The sequence below is a fragment of the Bifidobacterium apis genome (assembly GCF_036986835.1).
Taxonomy (GTDB): Bacteria; Actinomycetota; Actinomycetes; order Actinomycetales; family Bifidobacteriaceae; genus Bombiscardovia; species Bombiscardovia apis_A.
Genome location: NZ_BTXD01000001.1, coordinates 22,762 through 40,682, shown reverse-complemented (window position 1 = coordinate 40,682; position 17,921 = coordinate 22,762). Strand labels below are relative to the sequence as shown.

The 17,921-nt window shown below is 53.0% G+C and carries 13 protein-coding genes and 1 pseudogene; 5 read left to right on the top strand and 9 right to left on the bottom strand.

The window, feature by feature from the left end:
• The first annotated feature begins 207 nt into the window (after positions 1–207).
• Entirely contained in the window at positions 208–1,491 is a 1,284-nt protein-coding gene (locus AACP62_RS00145) for an aminotransferase-like domain-containing protein (RefSeq protein WP_339345542.1), read from the top strand.
• A gap of 3 nt (positions 1,492–1,494) precedes the next feature.
• Positions 1,495–2,697, top strand: coding sequence for a D-alanine--D-alanine ligase family protein (locus AACP62_RS00140; protein WP_339345540.1), 1,203 nt, complete (start codon positions 1,495–1,497; stop codon positions 2,695–2,697).
• A gap of 1,314 nt (positions 2,698–4,011) precedes the next feature.
• On the opposite strand, the gene AACP62_RS00135 is transcribed toward AACP62_RS00140, so the two are convergent.
• Positions 4,012–4,323: a hypothetical protein gene (locus AACP62_RS00135; RefSeq protein WP_339345538.1), complete on the bottom strand. Its 312-nt coding sequence runs from the start codon at positions 4,321–4,323 to the stop codon at positions 4,012–4,014.
• 109 nt (positions 4,324–4,432) lie between these two features.
• On the opposite strand from AACP62_RS00135, the gene trxB reads away from it, so the two are divergent.
• The gene (trxB, locus tag AACP62_RS00130; protein ID WP_339345537.1) at positions 4,433–5,377 is read left to right on the top strand and encodes a thioredoxin-disulfide reductase; all 945 of its coding nucleotides are present in this window, start codon (positions 4,433–4,435) and stop codon (positions 5,375–5,377) included.
• A 161-nt stretch (positions 5,378–5,538) separates the two neighbouring features.
• Here trxB and AACP62_RS00125 read toward each other — a convergent pair whose 3' ends face one another.
• The 8 genes and pseudogenes from AACP62_RS00125 to rpmH form a co-directional block, all read right to left on the bottom strand.
• Positions 5,539–7,131 carry a ParB/RepB/Spo0J family partition protein gene (locus AACP62_RS00125; RefSeq protein WP_339345536.1) on the bottom strand — a complete coding sequence of 531 codons (1,593 nt, stop codon included), beginning with the start codon at positions 7,129–7,131 and terminating at the stop codon, positions 5,539–5,541.
• Positions 7,132–7,135: 4 nt separating this feature from the next.
• Positions 7,136–8,083, bottom strand: a complete 948-nt coding sequence (locus tag AACP62_RS00120) for a ParA family protein (RefSeq protein ID WP_029678374.1) — start codon at positions 8,081–8,083, stop codon at positions 7,136–7,138.
• Between the two features lie 2,046 nt (positions 8,084–10,129).
• Positions 10,130–11,014 (bottom strand): 16S rRNA (guanine(527)-N(7))-methyltransferase RsmG, encoded by an 885-nt coding sequence (locus AACP62_RS00115; RefSeq protein ID WP_339345535.1) that lies wholly within the window; start codon positions 11,012–11,014, stop codon positions 10,130–10,132.
• A gap of 498 nt (positions 11,015–11,512) precedes the next feature.
• Positions 11,513–12,115 carry a Jag family protein gene (locus AACP62_RS00110; RefSeq protein ID WP_029678378.1) on the bottom strand — a complete coding sequence of 201 codons (603 nt, stop codon included), beginning with the start codon at positions 12,113–12,115 and terminating at the stop codon, positions 11,513–11,515.
• Between the two features lie 177 nt (positions 12,116–12,292).
• A complete protein-coding gene (yidC, locus tag AACP62_RS00105; RefSeq protein WP_029678379.1) occupies positions 12,293–13,315 on the bottom strand; it encodes a membrane protein insertase YidC in 1,023 nt (340 codons plus the stop codon).
• Positions 13,316–13,317: 2 nt separating this feature from the next.
• Positions 13,318–13,629, bottom strand: a complete 312-nt coding sequence (gene yidD / locus AACP62_RS00100) for a membrane protein insertion efficiency factor YidD (RefSeq protein ID WP_198177083.1) — start codon at positions 13,627–13,629, stop codon at positions 13,318–13,320.
• 110 nt (positions 13,630–13,739) lie between these two features.
• Positions 13,740–14,132 (bottom strand): annotated as a pseudogene (gene rnpA / locus AACP62_RS00095) (ribonuclease P protein component); the annotation flags it as partial.
• A 26-nt stretch (positions 14,133–14,158) separates the two neighbouring features.
• Positions 14,159–14,293: a 50S ribosomal protein L34 gene (gene rpmH, locus AACP62_RS00090; protein ID WP_015022700.1), complete on the bottom strand. Its 135-nt coding sequence runs from the start codon at positions 14,291–14,293 to the stop codon at positions 14,159–14,161.
• Positions 14,294–14,624: 331 nt separating this feature from the next.
• Between rpmH and dnaA the strand changes: the two genes are divergently transcribed.
• Together dnaA and dnaN are read left to right on the top strand one after the other, a co-directional pair.
• A complete protein-coding gene (gene dnaA, locus AACP62_RS00085) occupies positions 14,625–16,367 on the top strand; it encodes a chromosomal replication initiator protein DnaA (RefSeq protein WP_339345526.1) in 1,743 nt (580 codons plus the stop codon).
• Positions 16,368–16,781: 414 nt separating this feature from the next.
• Positions 16,782–17,906, top strand: a complete 1,125-nt coding sequence (dnaN, locus tag AACP62_RS00080; protein ID WP_045934804.1) for a DNA polymerase III subunit beta — start codon at positions 16,782–16,784, stop codon at positions 17,904–17,906.
• Positions 17,907–17,921: the final 15 nt, after the last annotated feature.

Genomic DNA, 17,921 nt, shown 5'->3' with positions numbered 1-17,921 from the left:
TCCTGACGTCGACCCACAGACCATCCGGCGGCCGCAATTGCATGCAAGCCCCATGGGCCCCATCAGCCAGACATGACTGCCCTCCCATCAGCACGCCGATACTATGGGTGTACCGAAATGGTAATGTGTTGGATTTTTCCTCCTACATAGCGCCCGCAGGTAATACAGTTTCCTTAGACAACGGCGGCAGGAAGGCGGAAGTCAGTTATGGCGGATGATCCCAATATCGCGTCCAAGGTCATCAAGAACGATCCTTGGTACAGCTCCTATGCAACACGAGCCGAGCAGATGCGCGCCTCTGAGATTCGCGCTCTCTTCGCCGTGGCCAATCGGCCTGAGGTGGTCTCCCTGGCCGGCGGCATGCCCTATCTAGGCCGGATGCCTTTCGATAAGTTGGCCGACCAGCTTGGCGACATGCTACGGAGCAAGGGCCAGGTGGCCTGGCAGTATGGGTCAGCACAGGGCGATCCCCACCTGCGCGAAGACGTGCTGCCCATTATGGAGCTGGAAGGCATCAAAGACGTCCAGCCTGATGATGTGGTCATCGTCAACGGTTCTCAGTCGGGACTGGACCTAATCACCAGAATCATGTGCGACCCCGGCGATGTAGTGCTGGCTGAGGCGCCCAACTATGTAGGTGCCTTGGGCGTCTTCCAATCCTTCCAGGTCGATGTGGTCAACGTGGCCATGGACGGCGACGGGCTGATCCCCGAGGCTCTGGAGGAGACCATTCTGGAGCAGCGCCGCCAGGGCAAGGCGGTCAAGTTCCTCTACACCGTGCCCAACTTCCACAATCCCGCCGGTGCCACCATGAGCGTGGAACGTCGGCCGCGAGTCATCGAAATCGCCAGGAAGTACCACGTGCTTATCGTCGAAGACAATCCTTATGGGCTACTGGCCTTCGATGGCCAGACCTATCCGGCCCTCCGCTCTTATGACTCCGAAGGCGTTGTCTACCTGAGCAGCTTCTCCAAGATCATCGCACCGGGCATGCGTGTGGCCTGGATGGTTGCACCTCCCGGCATACGACAGAAGCTGGTTCTGGCCAACGAGTCAGCCATCCTTTGTCCTTCCAACATGAGCCAGATGACCATCACCACCTATCTGGACAACTTCGACTGGAAATCGCGGATCAACGATTACCGGGGAATGTACAAGGAACGCTGCGATGCCATGGACGAGGCTTTGAAGGAATATCTGCCCTACTGTTCATGGCTCAAGCCCAAGGGCGGTTTTTATATCTGGCTGCAGATACCCAAGGGGCTCAACGCCAAGGACATGCTGCCCAGGGCAATCACCGCCAAGGTGGCTTACGTGTCAGGCACAGCCTTCTACGATAACGGGGAGGGTGCAGACCATATGCGCCTGTCCTTCTGCTACCCCACTCCCGATCGGATTCGAGAGGGAATACGCAGACTGTCCACAGTCATCGAGAATGAACTCGCCACCGTCCGGCTGTTCGAGCCCGACAGTGGCAAGGAAAGGGGCTGAATCATGGCGGCCAAGCACAGCAAGACACCACGGCAGCAGACCGGCGGGAAAACCCCGGCAACCGGCAAGGCCAAGACAACCGCGAGCGTAACGACGACCACAGTCGCCAGCCCGGATGCCACCGCGGCCACGGCTGCTGGCGAAGTGGCCAAAAGAGCCAGGCGGACCTCGCATCGCTCCACCCGTGAGGCCACGCCGTTCACTAAGGACGATGTCCTCTCCCTGGCGAGCAAGGCTACCAAGCGTGCTGACAAGTCCCTCCTGGTTATTTGTGGCGGCCTCAGCCATGAGCGCGATGTCTCCATCAGCTCAGGGCATCGAGTCCAGGGATTCCTGGAGGAGGCCGGATGGACGGTCCATGTCCACGACATGGATAGCTCACTCCTGCCCTACCTGACAGATGAGAAGACCCGCCCTGATCTGGTCTGGCCTCTATTGCACGGTGCCAATGGCGAAGACGGCTCCATCCGCGATGTCTTGGAGATGGCGGAACTGCCTTACATCGGATCTCGGGCCAAGGCCTCTCGTACCGCCTGGAGCAAGCCCATCGCCAAGAACGTTGTCCGCATGGCTGGATTACACACTCCGCATTCTGTGACCTTACCCGAGTCCATGTTCCGAGAGCTGGGAGTCGAACCCGTTATCGATATGCTCCTAGGTTCGCTGGGGCTTCCTCTCTTCATCAAGCCCACTATGGGCGGCTCAGCCATGGGGTGCACTATGGTGACTGAACAGAGCCAGCTCACTCAGGCGTTGATCAACTGCTTCGCCTACGGTGATGTGGCCCTGATCGAACAGGCCGTCACGGGCACCGAGGTCTCCGTGTCCATCCTCGAGTTTGACGGGCACCCCCTGGTTCTGCCTCCGCTTGAAATCTGGACCCCCTCAGGCACCTACGATTTTGAGGCTCGTTCCACACCCGGCCCGACGGAGTTCTATGTTCCAGCCCGACTGGATGCCAAGACCACACAGGCTGTGAGCGATGCCGCGCTGACCGCCCACCGGGCTTTGGGGCTCCGCGACATCTCACGCACCGACTTCATCGTTGATGCCCAAGGACAGCCGCAATTCCTGGAGTCCAACGTAGCGCCCGGCATGACGGACACCTCGCTTCTGCCGCAATCAGCCTTGGCTGCCGGCTACAACCTGCCAGAGCTATACACTGCATTGGTTCAATCCGTTTTGAATCAAAAGCGCACCGACTGAGACTTAAAAGCCCTCCTGGTTCTGTCTATCGTTCGGTTTTCATGAGTGGGGTCCGCCTGATGCATGGTGTGCAATCTGCGCGATATGCATCAGGCGGACCCGCAATATACGTAGCTTGCAAATACAGGCAGAGCAGATAGTACGCAAGGCTGGGCGCCCTGCACACAGTACGGATTAACAGTTTCGAACAGTATGGACTAACCGTTTGTAATCATCAAACCCGGCACTCTATTGTGCGTTCATTATTCTCATCAGAACGCTTCTTTGATACCAAATGTCAATTGTTCCCCATTCACCACCCCCAACGTTGGTTATTTCCCCTCCCTCTAAGCGTTAAGATCGACTCTCCACTCCCCCTTTACGCTCCACTTCACCTCCACTCCCCGCCTTCCCTTTACTGCTCAGCCAATGCCAACATCGAGCCACGGTTAAGTTCAGTCAAGTCCCGGTTTTGTATTGTCGACAAGGCTAACATGCAGAAGCAATGCAGTTTAATAAATTGCAATGCCGGAATGGCTGGCCACTCTCCAGAACTCAACTCACAATAGACAGCTGTCTCGCTCCATACCTATGCATGCTCTCTTGACTGGTATCGAATGTTTCACGTGAAACATTCTGGGTTGCACAACGTGTTTGGTCGACTCCAGCGGGGTCCCACACCGTACGGCCCCTATGACTGACAGCGAATCCTGCCCGTTAAAAGTGCAAGTCAAATAAAGACATGGGTCGCACGAAAATGAATACAGCTTTCATAGGTTCGCCACCATCCGGAGTTCCTGCATCAATCAGCACAGGATGTTTTACCTAGACGTTTGCCAAGCGGACGTGACTACATATATAAATGTATAGACAGCACTGCTTTTGTGTCTTCGAGAATCGAACCATCTTCTACTTAGCCATCAAGAACTTCGAGCGGGAGCTGAGTCCGCACCAGTCAATTGTCATCTGCCACCGGCAATGCTGAACCAATTCGTTGGCCCTGATTCTTTCATGCTCATCGTTGAGAGCACAATCTTCCTATCAGGATTAATTTAACAGGTCCTATTGCTTACGGCGTTTACTCCACGGGGTTTACTCCCCGTGCCCGCTGCAAAGCTCATAGATAAACGCCCATAGATACCCTGCAAATTAGAGTGTAGGCATAAGCACAGATCCAAGCTCATCCGTCCTTGTTGAAAGACCATACTTTAAGGACAATGCTTCCGTAATGTCGAACTTACGATTGAAACTGCGCCCCAACGTGCCTGAACTGTCTACTGCTTGGCTCAATTTGCTTTACTCGTCCCTGCTGCTTTCCTCGCCCATTTCTGATGCCTACGAAGAACTTTTACCAGGTCCTTCCTGAGTTGAGGATGTATACCGGTCGACAGTCCCAGAAGTCACATCTTCATCAGCCCCAGAACTGTTGTCTATCACCTGGTAATCTGCGTCCAACTCGTCTTCATTGTCGTCAGAGCTGGGAGGATTCCAAAAACGCCAGCTATGCCAGCTGTCATCCCCGCTCTTATCCTCTGTTTGGTGGCTGGGGTGCTCCCGCAGCAATCGATCAACTCGGAGCATAAACCAGATCAACACCAGAATCGTCCCAATATTGGTTACGATGGCTACTATCACGGTTTTCTTCATGGTTCAAGGATAGCCTGCTCCTGTCAGAACCCAACTGATCATGAGATAACAAGCGCACTTTTCGCCCACCGCGTGTGACCCAGTCATCCTAAATGGATACAGTAGCGTTATGAAGCAAACTGTTCATGATGCCATTGTTATAGGGTCCGGGCCCGCAGGATACACCGCCGCCATTTATCTTGGCAGAGCTGGATATGCTCCACTCGTTATTGCTGGAGCCCTAACGCCCGGCGGTCAGCTTATGAACACGACGGAAGTAGAGAACTTCCCAGGATTCCCTAAAGCAGTGCTCGGTCCCGATCTGATGGATCAGATGCGCGACCAGGCCGAACATTTTGGCGCTCAGATTGAATACGACGATGTCGTCTCAATTGACTTGAGCGGAGACGTCAAGCGGATTACCACCGATGGAGGCCAAGAATACCAAGCTCGATCCGTCGTCATCACCACTGGTTCGCAATATCGTAAATTGGACATTCCAGGCGAGCGCGAGTTCTCAGGGCGAGGGGTATCCTACTGCGCCACATGCGACGGCTTCTTCTTCAAAGATAAGCCGATTGTAGTCGTTGGCGGCGGTGACTCTGCCATGGGTGACGCGGACTTTCTGACCCGTTTCGGCTCTTCTGTCACACTGGTCCATCGTCGCCAAGGCTTCCGCGCATCAAAAATCATGGTGGACCGCGCCAAGGCCAACGACAAAATCGACTTTCTGCTCGATTCGGTCGTCACGCAAATCAACGGCGACGATAGCGGCGTGACCTCTTTAGACGTCCGCAATACAGCCACAGGCCAGCAGTCCACCATTCCAGCTAATGGAGTTTTCGTCGCCATCGGATTCACTCCTCAGACTGCGTTCCTTAATGGCCAAGTCGATCTGGATCAGGACGGCTATATTCTGGTCGAAGGTGGGTCGACGAAGACCTCAGTACCTGGAGTCTTTGCCGCTGGTGATGTCACAGACAAGATTTATCGTCAGGCCATTTCCGCTGCTGGTATGGGTTGCCGTGCTGCCCTAGATGCTCAGGAATATCTTACGGATTTGGATAACAGATAAGGCCTGACACGCCCCGCCAGCAAGAGTTTAGGTGCCTGGCAGTCGTAAACTGCCAGGCACCTTGTTTATCGATTATGCACAGCTGCCTATCAAATTTCCTTTAGTTATCCATCGACCGCGACCGGACACTCTACTTAACAGGAAAACGACAAATCATGTGATCAAACCCAGCCTTTATCGCCCGAACGACTGTCATTATTTGCGGATTGATTCTTCTCCAAGAGAATGGCGACGATGCGGTCCATGTCTTCAGGCGAAGAAAATACGATTTCTATTTTCCCGTGCTTTTTAGAGCCCTTGATAGCCACCTTGGTATCAAAGCGACTTTCCAAATCCTGGCGTACAGGACTATCCGCCCAAGCATTAACCCTAGGCTTTTTTGCTTTCTTCTTCGTCTGCCCAGTCTGTAATGCGACGAGTTCCTCGGTAGATCGTACCGACAAACCTTCAGCAATAATCTTGTCTGCCAGAGCAGCCATGGACTTTTCATCCGGCAAAGTAAGCAGGGCGCGAGCATGTCCAGCTGACAACACGCCTGAGCTTACTTTTTTCTGCACACTTGGGGGCAACTTTAACAGTCGAAGTGTGTTGGTTATCTGAGGTCTGGACTTAGAAATCGACTTGGACAAACCGTCCTGAGTCAAGCCGAACTCATCAATCATCTGCTGATAAGCGGCTGCTTCTTCCAACGGATTAAGAGCCACTCTATGTAGATTCTCGAGCAGGGCATCCCGTAGCATGGTGTCATCGCTCGTTGTTTTCACAATTGCCGGTATTGTGTCCAGTCCAGCCAATCGAGTAGCTCGCCAACGACGCTCACCCATTATGATTTCATAATGTGTTGTCTGACGCAGATTAGCCACTCCCTGGTTTACAAGCTGACCTGATTGTTTTTCTCCGGGCGTGGTGCCAATTGCCTTGGTTCTGTTTTCAGGGCTGTCAACTGAGGTGGTTTTACCCTCGGTTGTTCTTGGATGGTCTGCAAGAGTTGATCTACGCACCACTATGGGCTGTAATACACCAACTTCCTTAATGGAGCGGGACAGCTCCAACAGTTCGTCTTCATCGAAGATTTGCCGCGGTTGCTGAGCGTTGGGCCTAATATCGTCGACACGCACCTCGGCCAAGTACCCACCTTGGACGGGTTTCAACTCCTCTTGGCCGTTGTCCTCCGCCTTATTTGGCTCGCTATCACTGCGAACAGCGCCTGTGCGGGTAGAGCTTTGCCGAGTCTCATTTACCTGACGGTCGACACCCTCGCTCGATTCCATCATGGACGATGTTTCACGTGAAACATTTGTCGTTGTAGGTCCAAAGAATAGATCACTTGGGTGTTCAAGGCTGCTGATGGACGGGACAGACCGACGCTTGCTAGTCCTCTTTGAAGTGGATGTTTCACGTGAAACATCCTTGTCGAGAGAATCAGAAATGCTGACACGCCTTTGCCTCGTGTTGGTACGTTTACGACTGTTCTTAGAAGAAGTTGTCGTAGCCATTAGTTGAGAGCTTGCACGACCTGAATGCTTAGTACTCCGTTCTCTTTCGGCTCCGACTTTTTCTGAGGCATCCGTTACTGGGCGCTGTTGTCCATCCGATTCCGCAGGCAAGCCTTGAAGAGTAGGCTGTCTGTTGCCTGAATTCGATACTTCGTTATCTTGTTGCCGACTCTTATCAGCATTGGTTTCGTCATCTTCACCTGGCAGGGCGGGGAACAGAGCCCCCAAGCCCTTGCCCAACCGTGAACGGCTTGTCATGTCCTCACTCCCCCTGTCTTCTATTGGCAATATGTTCCAGTACTTGCTCGGATCTCTGGGCGATTTCCAACGCTGCCTCTTCATAAGCGATAGCGCCGGCTCCTTTGGGGTCGTAGGTGACAACGCTTTGTCGGAAGCTGGGAGCTTCAGAGATTTTGACCGAACGTGGGATAGTTGTATTCAGTACTATCTCTGGATAATGTTCCTTGACCTGATCAAACACTTCTTTGCTGAGCAGTGTCCGCCTGTCGTACATAGTTAACAACATAGTCGAGATTACCAGATAGGGATTATAGCTCTGCTGAACAAGTCCTATGGTATGCAGCAATTGTTGCAGTCCCTCAAGCGCATAGTATTCAGCTTGCACCGGAATCAATACCTCATTGACGGAACACATGGCATTCAGAACCAACAGTCCAAGACTAGGTGGGCAATCGACGAGAACATAGTCATAATGCTGGCGGCAGACTTTTAGATAGTCGGCGACAGCTTTTTTCATAAGTTGATTGCGGTTGGGCATATCCGCAACTTCGAGCTCAGCGCCACTCAGATCAATAGACGATGGGACAACCTCAAGGTTGGGGAATTCAGGAGAAACCACCTTAACGTCGTCGATCCCAAGACGACCCTCAAGTACATCATATGTTGATGGTGTCCCGGACTCGTGAGCCACACCCAGTGCAGTGGAAGCATTGCCTTGTGGATCCATATCGATGACCAGCACACGTTGGTCAAATTCTGCAAACGCGCATGCCAGATTAACAGTGGTCGTGGTTTTCCCTACCCCGCCTTTTTGATTCGCAACGGCGATGAAGCGAGTTTTGGACGGGTTAGGGAAATGAGCCTGACGTAAGGCCTGATAACGTGCAGATAGATCTGCCATCTCCGCTCCGGACACCGAACCGGTCCCGTCAGCGAATATTCGATTCAGAATATCCGTTGCCGTCTCCATACCTGATGTGTTCGGCGTGGACTGCTCACCGACTTCCGGGGTATTTCTCGAAACGGGTTTCACCTTCTTCGATGCGGTCACGAACCTTCCTCCTTTTGATAACCATTCAATTTTCCCGTCCTCGTTGGACATGTAAGAGCGGCCGCAAGTTATACACCATCACTGTTCATAACTGTGGACAAGTGTGGATAGCTTCATCCACTCCTATGTGAACTACACCTCTACTAGATCCTTAATCTCGCCTTGCAATTATTGACAATTCTGCCACTTGAAGTCTCCGGTTATAGTTCGCAGACAATAATGTGGATAATTCAATCGCGAGGTCTAAATTGTGCATAACTTAATGACAGCGAATAGATAAATTTGCTACCCCTTTTATTTAAACAGCAACATTCATGGTTATAATCAATGATTACATCCACCTGTTGGACGGCTGTTATAAATGCCGGCGCGACTCTCAGATTAGACTATCAGATTGAATTTGGGCGGTAAATCCAATACAAAACAACAGAACGGTGTTTCACGTGAAACAGCTCTTTTCTGTCCGGGAAATATAGCTGCCCCGCTAATTATCGGTTTTACACAGTCGAGTAGCCAAGCTTTGCCTGTTTCAATTTCAAAGCCTATCGCATACGAAAATTAACCATACTGGATTGGCAAACAGCAATAACCATGTAAGTCAAAGTGTGAATTTCGTATAGTCAAGCAACTGACACCAATATAACGATCAGCATTTCATTCGAAATAGCTCGCTTACTGTTGAAAACAGACCTCGAAGAAAAGGGCTACGAACTACTTCTCCTATTTGAATATAAAAGGGACCACGATTTCCTTTCGCCCGGGCGCCAATAACCCTGATCGCGATTGTTGTGATTTGGCTTGATTGTTTCACGTGAAACATTACAGCCAATCTTTACCTATAATTCATCTACCAGCGGTGGCACCGACTGTATAAAGTTAAGCGCATAGATGCAACAAGATCTAGCACGTACAAATACACCTTCTCGTGCAACATAGTCACACACATATATCTAACATCAACAGCCAGCTAGGTCTTTTAAATCAACAAACCTCGGAATCAACAGAGCATCGTTAACTGGAACAGGTCAAAATCTGTGTTGATTCTATAATGTTTCACGTGAAACATTGCTGCGTGAACCAATCTAATACCACTGGATAGGCCGCGTATTGTTCAATCCAGTTGTTCCGCTATAGCGGACATCGTAGGAATTTTCGACATCATGAAATAATTCTGAGACCGCTTCTAAGCAAGTTAGTCGATAACTCACGCAATCCCCATACATATATAAGAGCAAACGCAACTCTATAAAGATCAATGATGGGCCCTAAAAATCAACAAATATTAGTTACAATAGACCCCCCGCCTGACGTAAAGGAATCATGAAAATCTGTAGAGTATAGAAAGATAAGTATAACTAAAGCTGTCTAGTTCATGAAACAGATGAATTCATAAGGCACTAAGGAACGAAAAAACTACTTCTTTAAAACTCTTAATGCCGAATCACAAGATAGTATTAAATTGAAATCCGAGATAGATCTTTGTGCAAACGAATCAGTAATATTCAAAAGATAAGATTAGAATAAAATGATTATCCTACTAAACTAAAAGAACGACTGCGATGCACAGAGCATTCAAGAAACAGAATATATCTATTTCAAATACTATCAATATACGGTTAATAGATGTTCTACTGTCCATTTCACCATTTTTAAAATAAATTATCAAACGATTAGGACTATTCTGACAGAAAGCAGATTCGAGGCAGACAATATAGATATATAAGCGTGCTAACTTTTTTTAACTGAATACTTCCGTTCATCTCGTTCGAGCATCAGTTATGCCGCTGTCTAGGAAAAACCAACTAACCGTAATATGACATAGTTAGTCAATCGCCGATCAGCCACTTTATAAGGCCCAATATTAAAGATTGATAATCCATTATCGGATCCAGCCAATTCTTAACTCGCTTCTAGGCCAGGTTTCATACACGAAATCATTCAATAATGTCTTATCAGTATCGTGCTTTAGCGTTTGTCCACGAGAACCACATGGGTATCCTCAAGACCAGGAGCAACTGGAGCATGGGAAACCCGTGGATTCTCTCCATGGCATTTTTTTATCTCTTTAGCAGCCTTATCAAGCTCAGCCTGAGCCGAACGACCCTTAAGAGCAACAAGCTCACCTCCCGATCTCAAAAGAGGTAGAGTCCATCCGGCGAGCTTAGTCATGGGTGCTACAGCTCTGCATGTCACAACATCGAAAGTCTGAGGAACTGAGGGATTGGAGTCAACGTTTGCTAGACCTGCTCTCCCCGTTTCCCCCAAGGTGTCAAGGCCATTTACATCTGGTTGACTGTCATCATTGCTGACTGCAGCCAAGGTTGAAGAATTACCACGGCCGTATGCCGAAACAGACTGTTCCTTGCTTCGACGACGACCATGGCGGCGGCTCTGTGAACCTTTTTTGTTGTGCCGCATCGAAGCCTTAGAGGATTGCGGAACAAGCTCCTCTGCGCGTTTGCGCAGCACAACCGCATTAGCCAGGTGCAATTCATCAACGACCTCCTGCAGCCAGATTACCCGCCGCTCCATTGGCTCGACTAGGACAACCTTGCACTGCGGAAGGCAAGCTGCCAGTACAATACCAGGGAAACCTCCACCGGAACCTATATCCGCCACCATTGCCGTGGGACTATCAGTGGTCAATCGTCTTCGCACGAAAGGGACAATGGCTGCTGAATTGAGTATGTGCCGCTCCCAAATAATGTCTTCATCGCGTGGACCGATGATGCCCCTCTCTACACCCTCGCGCAAGAGCTTGTCATGAAAACGCTGCATGGGCATCAGAGCCTCGCCGAGGACCTGCCTCAAGAGGGGGCTATCGTTCAGCTCATCATCCACAACAGCCATTTCAAACTCCTTACATTTACATTCGGCGCCCAGCTGATCACAGCCGCAGATTGCGACAGTGTCCTACTGCTTCGTATCCTGCAGGAATTCACTGTCAGAACCGAAACCGTAGGATTCCTAAGACCGCTACCAACGTATGGTCTTCAACCGCAAAAGAGCATCGAGAATCACATATCAGTATCCTATCGGAAACAGCATAGGTACAGTCTCTGATAGATGACCAGATGACCATCAACCAAGAACGGTTCTAATTAAGCATCACGGATTAAGCATCATGGCGAACTAACTGCCATCATGAGCAAGACAGCACTACACAGCTGGCAAGTAGCACAGCATTGGCAGATAGCACAACAGACTTAGGGCAGTACGACCGCGCCAAACAGTGGACGAATCTAAAAGGCGGAAAAGGCCGACGTCATGAAGTACATCATCAGCCCATAGCCCTACATCGCTCTGCAGTCACTCCCTGCTGACATCCTCAGGGTGGTCATCAGCCGCCTAGTCAGCCGAATCATCGACCTGATCGGTCTCATCCGCATCCAGCGGGGCATCATACCCGATTGGCTCATCCTCAACATCGTCAGGCAGGTCCTCGTCTTCGCTCTTGGCCTTCAGGTAGACGGTGACGTAACGGTGGGGTTCCTCGCCGTGGGAGCGTGACTTCAGCCCCTCCTCACGGACCATGTCATGGACAATCTTGCGCTCGAAAGAGTTCATAGGCTTCATATTGACGGGGTCGCCAGTCTCACGGACCTCGTCAATCACGTCCAGGGCCTGCTCACGAAGATGTTCGCGCTTACGCCGCAGGAAACCGTCCACATCCACGATCAGATGGGAGCGCTCCCCTATCTTCTGTTGCACGGCCAGCCGAGTCAGCTGTTGAAGAGCATCGACCACCTCGCCATCCTTGCCGATCAGATGCTTGATATCAGTATCGTCGTCAGCCACAATCTGCACGGTCGGACGGTGGTTGCGCACCCCCATCTCGATATCGCCCTCGTAATCGACGATGTCCAGCAACCCCTCCAGATAATCGGCGGCGACATCCGCCTCCTCATTGAGTTGCTCGATGGTCTTTCCCTGGTCCAGAGACTGAGACATCTATGCTCTCCTTACACGCATTTACATCCGATTCATAACCTCAGGTCCACTGGATTCCTGGTCACCAATCGAGTGTCCAGTATTGAGGATACACGGACGTGATGATTGCAGACTACTCCAGTATTCGTCCGACCGAAAGCTGGGCCACCGCGCCGGTCACCACTGTCCGTAGCCGCATCAACGACCCCGACGCTTGCGGTGAGGCTGAGAACGCTGATGGGAGACGTTCTTATTGTTGCGGGCTTCCTCCTCCAGCCGCTTGGCCTCCATCAACTGCTCCTCCTCCAGAGAGGGCAGTCCCTGGCGCTTGCGGCGGGCATTCTCGCGGCGGTGATCCCGCTCCTCCTTGCTCTCTGCAGCCGGCGAGCCGGGAGTGGGCATATGGCGGACCTGGAAGAGGGTTCGGCCCAGATTCCAAAGGTTATTGGTCAGCCAGTAAATCAGCACGGCGAAGGGGAAGTAGATACCTGAGAAGATGTACATGACCGGGAAGATGAAAGCCATCATCTGCTGCATCTTGTACTGCTGTCCCTGCATGGCCGACCTGGGCATGTTCCGCCGGACGTTGTGGAACTGTGAGTAGAACATGGCCAGGCACATGAGCACGATGAAGACCACAATGACTATGCGGCCCGCACCCTGGGCGGACATGAAGTTGTCAGAAATCCGCAGCCCGAAGAAGGTGGTCTCCTCGAATTCTCGCGCCACCTGTCGATTGAAGGCTCCCAGGGGTGCCCGCTTGCCCCGGGCAATGAAGGGCACAGCCGAAAGCACGTAGAACATGGTCATGAAGACCGGGCCCTGGACCAGCGCGGGCAGACAGGATCCCATGGGGTTGGCATGGTTGTCCTGATAGACCTTCATGGTCTCCCGGCTCATGGCCTCACGGCTGGCCGGATCCTTCTTGTTGCGGTACTTGTTCTGGATCTTCATCAGCTTGGGCTGCAGGGCCTGCATCTTTTGCATGGAACGCAACTGCTTGATGAAGAGCGGCAGCACACACAGGTTGACGACCAACACCAGCATCACTACCGAGAGCGCCCAGGCCACCCCGGGACCCTTGTGGAACCCGATCAGAGTCAGGAACTTGTGGCAGTAGGTCATGATGTAGGTCATGAGCCACTCGATGGGGTACAGGATCTTGTAGAAGAAGCCGTATATGCCCGTATCGAAGGTAAAAGTGTCGTTATTCTGGAACATTGTCAGGCCGTCTCCTTGTCTGGGGCCATGGGGGTCAGCCGGGCCTCCTCATGGGCCTTGGACCACGAGAATCGATAGAAGATGGAAAATCTTTGGGGCACGTCATCGATTCCGCCGTTGTTGAAGGGCGTGCAACGCAGTAGCCGAAGAACGGCCAGGATGGTTCCACGCAAGGCCCCGAACCGCCTCAGAGCGGTCAAAGCATACTGGGAACAGGTCGGATAGTAACGGCACCTAGGCGGCGAAAGGGGTGAGATGTGGCGCTGATACCAGCGGACTGCACCCTGCAGAGCCCGGGAGGCCAGGCCGCTCATGCCCTGCATCCTTCACTGGCTTCCAACCGTTGAACGGGTTGACGTTTGGACCCGGCGGCAAGCTGTAACCCTGACTGTCCCTGTGCATCGAGACCGCCGGTAGTCTTCCCGGTCTTGCGCATGAGGTCACGGAAGAGCCTGTCCACTTGCTCCTCCAACTGCTTGTAGGTGGCTGTGGCGGCGCTGGGTTTGGCGCGCATGACCAAATCACAGGAGGATGGCAGCAGGTCCTCTTTGAATCCGGCAAGTTGCCTGAATCTGCGCTTGACCTTGTTCCTGGTCACGGCCTTGCCCACATTTTTGGATACAGCGAGCCCCATGCGGCGTCTGCCTGCAGGCAGGATGTCATGCCGCCCTTCGCGCACAGCCGATGTCACCAGCAGCGGGGTCGCCGTCCGGTCAGATCCGGGTATCGAATAATGTATGACCAGATCCCTGCTGCTGACCCGATGGCGTCGCCTGAGCACCGCCGTGAACTCCCGGTGGCTCCTCAGCCGTTCCACCTTCTGAAAAGGGATTGGAATCCGACTCAGGCAGAAAGGGTCCGACGGCCCTTGGCCCGGCGGCGGTTGATCAGGGCGCGACCGGAGCGGGTGCGCATGCGAGCGCGGAATCCGTGCTTCATGTGACGACGGCGATTGTTGGGCTGGAATGTCCTCTTCATAATTCGTTGCTCCCGTGTGTAGACATACTCGAGTACGGCTCGTTATGAGTCAAGCTATATCACGGTACACATGAGCCGGGACGGAGTCAAACAGGCTTCCGCCATCCAGTTGGTGAGGTCTACTCCATACCCTGTGCAAACCCTGTCATAGCGGGAGAACGGGCCTCCTTACTTATCCACAAATTACATCACTGTTATTCACATTCATCGCAGATACAACACGCTATCCTGTGGATAACCGCGCAAAGTCGGTGTAACAATGGGCTACTGTCGACTTTGAGAGAAGCAGGAAGACCGGGAAATCCGTCGTCGAGAAGAGAGGAGCACACTGATGGCGCAGGATCCGCTGGATGCCGCTGCCCAGGCCAAGAGAATCTGGGATTCGGTCCTGCAGGTGCTCCGCTACAGCAGCTCACTGACCTCCAGAGATAAGGGCTGGCTGGAGGACATCACCCCCGAGGCGGTTTTCGGAACCACCATCGTTCTTCGGGTCTCTTCCAAGGCCACCCAGGAGGCTGTACAGGGACCGCTCAGCCAACCCCTCCTCAATGCACTGCAGCTGGTCACCAACCAGGAAATGTTCCCGGCCATCAAAATCGTCTACCCAGAACAGATGGCCAAGCAGAAGGCTGCCGATCAGCAGAGTGACCAACGCGCATCCGCCATGACTGGCTCCACCCCGGGCAGCGGGGAGTTCCGTCAGGTTCCCGGTCCTGCTCAGGATTCCTATGGCGACTACCAGCGCCGGGTCGGCGCCGATCGATCACCCAGTTCAGAGGTCCGCTCAAACTGGCGGACCGAGAATGCTGGAACTTCCAAGTCCCCGATTGTTTCCGTCAATGACTTCCACGAAGGCACCTATGTGCCCATGACCCTGGATATGCAGGCCGAGCTGTCCGAGCCCTCCCCCGTTATGGGGCCAAGGGCAGGCGCTGATGCCGACCAACAGAGTGAGACAGAGAGGACCGCATCCCGGCCCGCCTTCACCGTGCCCCGCTTCCCCATGAGCCAGAACCGGGTGGAGCGCGACCCGCAGACTCACCTGAACAAGAACGCCACCTTCGATACTTTCGTCCCGGGCGACTCCAACCGCTTTGCACGGACCGTGGCCTTGGCTGTGGCCGAAGGATCAGGCCAGGACTTCAACCCCTTATGTATCTATGGCAGCTCGGGCCTGGGCAAGACCCACCTGCTCAACGCCATCGGCAACTATGCCCTGGTCAAGGATCCCTCGCTCAAGGTTCGATACGTCAATTCGGAGGAATTCACCAACGAATTCATTGATGCCCTACAGAACTCCACCCAAGGGTCGGGCCAGATCGCGGAATTCAATCGCCGCTACCGGCAGGTGGATGTGCTCCTTATCGATGACATCCAGTTTCTGGGGGGCAAGGAAGCCACCCTGGACCAGTTCTTCCACACCTTTAATGCCCTGCATGATGCCAACAAGCGCATCGTCATTGCCTCGGACGTGGCCCCCAAGAATCTGAAGGGCTTCGAATCCCGACTGATCTCCCGCTTCGATTCAGGTCTGACTGTGGATGTCAAGCCACCTGACCGGGAAACTCGGGTGGCCATCCTTAGAATGATGGCCTCCATGAACGGGGTCAGCATTCCCAACGAGGTTCTGGATCTGATTGCGGAACGCTTCACCGAGAACATCCGAGAGCTTGAGGGGGCCCTGACCCGTGTCACCGCCGTGGCCAGCCTTAATAATCAGCCGGTCACCACGGCTCTGGCCGAACAGACACTGCAGGACTTCTTCTCTACGGATGTGGAGATCAAGCCCACTGACATCATCTCCCAGGTGGCCAAGTACTTCCATCTGACCTTCGATGATATCGTCGGTCGCACACGCACCAAGAACATCGCCCTAGCCCGGCAGATCGCCATGTACCTGGCCCGGGAAATGACCAGCATGTCCTTGGTGGACATCGGCGAGGTCTTTGGCGGCCGTGATCACACCACAGTCATGCACGCCTACACGCGTATCTCCAATGAGATGCAGGAGAAGCGGGAGATTTATAACTACGTCATGGAGCTGACCGTCCGCCTTAAGCAACCTCAGAATTGATACGACACGCAGATACAGGTGTGGACCGACAGAAAAAGATATCCACTTACTTATCCCCGGATGTGGGCAAACCCTGGGAATAACCCACCGATTCTTCGGGGATAAGTGGTGAATTTATAGCGAATAACCACCAGACTTTTGTGGATAACTCAGCGAAAATCCGCTCTTGTGGATAATTTGGCTTTTTAGTCACATCGACTTCACTACTTATCCACAACACCTGAATGAGGTCTATCCACCGCGTTGCAAGGATTCTAAAACTTATCCACACCATCCACCGGACTTATTACGATGACTCTATGTATATTTATGCAGTAGTCACCTTCACATTCAAGCACATCTGCTCACTCCGACCAGATCACCTGACCTATTCGATAGAATGAATCCAGTTCATTCATCGACAAGAAGGCTCCCATGAAAGTAGAAGTGAATTCATCCGCACTCTCGGATGCAGTGGCCTGGACCACCCGCATCATCCCCTCCCGACCGGCTTCGCCGATTCTGGCGGGCATCAGGATGGAAGCCTCTGATGGAACATTGAAGCTATCTGCTTTCGACTACGAGGTTTCAGCAAGAAACCACATCGAGGCCGGTATCGACGAATCCGGGACGGCTTTGGTGCTAGGCAAATTGCTGGCGGACATCACCAAATCCCTGCCATCGGAGAAAACATATCTGTCAACCGAGGGGTCCAAGATGACCATCACCTCGGGCAAATCCACTTTTTCACTGCAACTGATGCCTGACAGCGAATATCCTGACCTCCCTGCCGTCCCCGAACCCATGGGCCAGGTGGATGCTGAGACTTTTATCCAGTCCATCTCCCAGTCCATCGTCGCTGTTTCCAGAGAAGAGAGCCGTCCGGTCCTGACCAGCGTCAAGACCGAGATCACCGGGGACAAGGTGGTCATGACCGCCACCGACCGTTTCAGGCTGTCCCGTTCGAGCTTCACCTGGACCCCGCGCGATGCCGACTTCTCCACCTCCATGCTGATCCGTGGATCCCTACTGCGGGACATCGCCCGTTCACTGGACGAGCATCAGAACGTGACCATGGATTACGAAGCTGACAACCCCACCATCATGGGCGTGGAAAACGCCGGCAAGATATCCACCACCCAGCTGATTGACGGGGAATTTCCAGCAGTAGATCGTCTCTTTTCGGACGAGTACCCCATCCAGGCGGTCATCGCCCGGCAGGATCTGATCGACGCCATCAAGCGTGTGGCCCTGGTGGCCGAGCGCAATGCCCCCATTCGTATGGTTTTCTCCGGCAACGAGGTGACCCTGAGCGCCGGCACAGCTGACGAGGCACAGGCCCATGAGGTTCTGCAGGCGGATCTGGACGGTGAGGACATCACGGTGGCCTTCAATCCCAGCTACCTGATCGACGGACTGGGCGCCATCGCGGAGCCCTTTGTCCGCATCAAGATGACCTCGGCGGTCAAGGCCGTGGAGTTCAACGGTCAGCAGGAGCAGGATTCCGAAGAGTCCATGGACTACCGTTACCTGCTGGTGCCCATGCGCTTCAACAACTGACACCCGGGCAGGTTC

Coding starts and splice junctions, on each gene's coding strand:
- AACP62_RS00145 (WP_339345542.1), top strand. CDS start 208: ATGGCGGATGATCCCAATATCGCGTCCAAGGTCATCAAGAACGATCCT.
- AACP62_RS00140 (WP_339345540.1), top strand. CDS start 1,495: ATGGCGGCCAAGCACAGCAAGACACCACGGCAGCAGACCGGCGGGAAA.
- AACP62_RS00135 (WP_339345538.1), bottom strand. CDS start 4,323: ATGAAGAAAACCGTGATAGTAGCCATCGTAACCAATATTGGGACGATT.
- trxB (WP_339345537.1), top strand. CDS start 4,433: ATGAAGCAAACTGTTCATGATGCCATTGTTATAGGGTCCGGGCCCGCA.
- AACP62_RS00125 (WP_339345536.1), bottom strand. CDS start 7,131: ATGACAAGCCGTTCACGGTTGGGCAAGGGCTTGGGGGCTCTGTTCCCC.
- AACP62_RS00120 (WP_029678374.1), bottom strand. CDS start 8,083: ATGGAGACGGCAACGGATATTCTGAATCGAATATTCGCTGACGGGACC.
- AACP62_RS00115 (WP_339345535.1), bottom strand. CDS start 11,014: ATGGCTGTTGTGGATGATGAGCTGAACGATAGCCCCCTCTTGAGGCAG.
- AACP62_RS00110 (WP_029678378.1), bottom strand. CDS start 12,115: ATGTCTCAGTCTCTGGACCAGGGAAAGACCATCGAGCAACTCAATGAG.
- yidC (WP_029678379.1), bottom strand. CDS start 13,315: ATGTTCCAGAATAACGACACTTTTACCTTCGATACGGGCATATACGGC.
- yidD (WP_198177083.1), bottom strand. CDS start 13,629: ATGAGCGGCCTGGCCTCCCGGGCTCTGCAGGGTGCAGTCCGCTGGTAT.
- rpmH (WP_015022700.1), bottom strand. CDS start 14,293: ATGAAGAGGACATTCCAGCCCAACAATCGCCGTCGTCACATGAAGCAC.
- dnaA (WP_339345526.1), top strand. CDS start 14,625: ATGGCGCAGGATCCGCTGGATGCCGCTGCCCAGGCCAAGAGAATCTGG.
- dnaN (WP_045934804.1), top strand. CDS start 16,782: ATGAAAGTAGAAGTGAATTCATCCGCACTCTCGGATGCAGTGGCCTGG.